At 59.2% G+C, this 377-nt stretch carries 1 pseudogene; it reads left to right on the top strand.

Annotated elements, in window-relative coordinates:
- A pseudogene (locus AC2YI2_RS35205) lies at positions 1-199 on the top strand (LysE family translocator); the annotation flags it as partial.
- Positions 200-377: the final 178 nt, after the last annotated feature.

Here is a 377-nt window from a genome sequence, read left to right as displayed (position 1 = left end):
CGCTGTCTTCATGCAATTGACCATCCTCGGGATCGTCTTTTCACTGCTTGGATTTTTGAGCACAACTGTTTTCGCCTGCAGCGCAGCGGGCCTTGGCACCTTCTTGCGTCGCCATCCGGCGGTTTTGAAGTGGCAGGGTAAAGTGGTTGGCGGCATCTACTGCGCCTTGGGTGTGAGATTGGCACTCCAGCAGCGCTGAAGAGGGATAGTCTTCGTCGGCGTGAAAACGGCCGACGATCCCTTGCACGTGCGAGCTGGACGCGATCGAGACGGGACCGCCGCGTCGCGGCGCGGGCCTCGCTTTTTCGAGCGAATTGGCGAACTACGGCACGACCGGAGAGCGCAGTATCTTTGGAAAGTGACGAGGAAGTCACTGG

It is taken from the genome of Rhizobium sp. SRI_017 (assembly GCF_057586295.1).
Note: the sequence above shows the minus strand (reverse complement) of the source record. Positions and strands in the feature narration are given on the sequence as shown.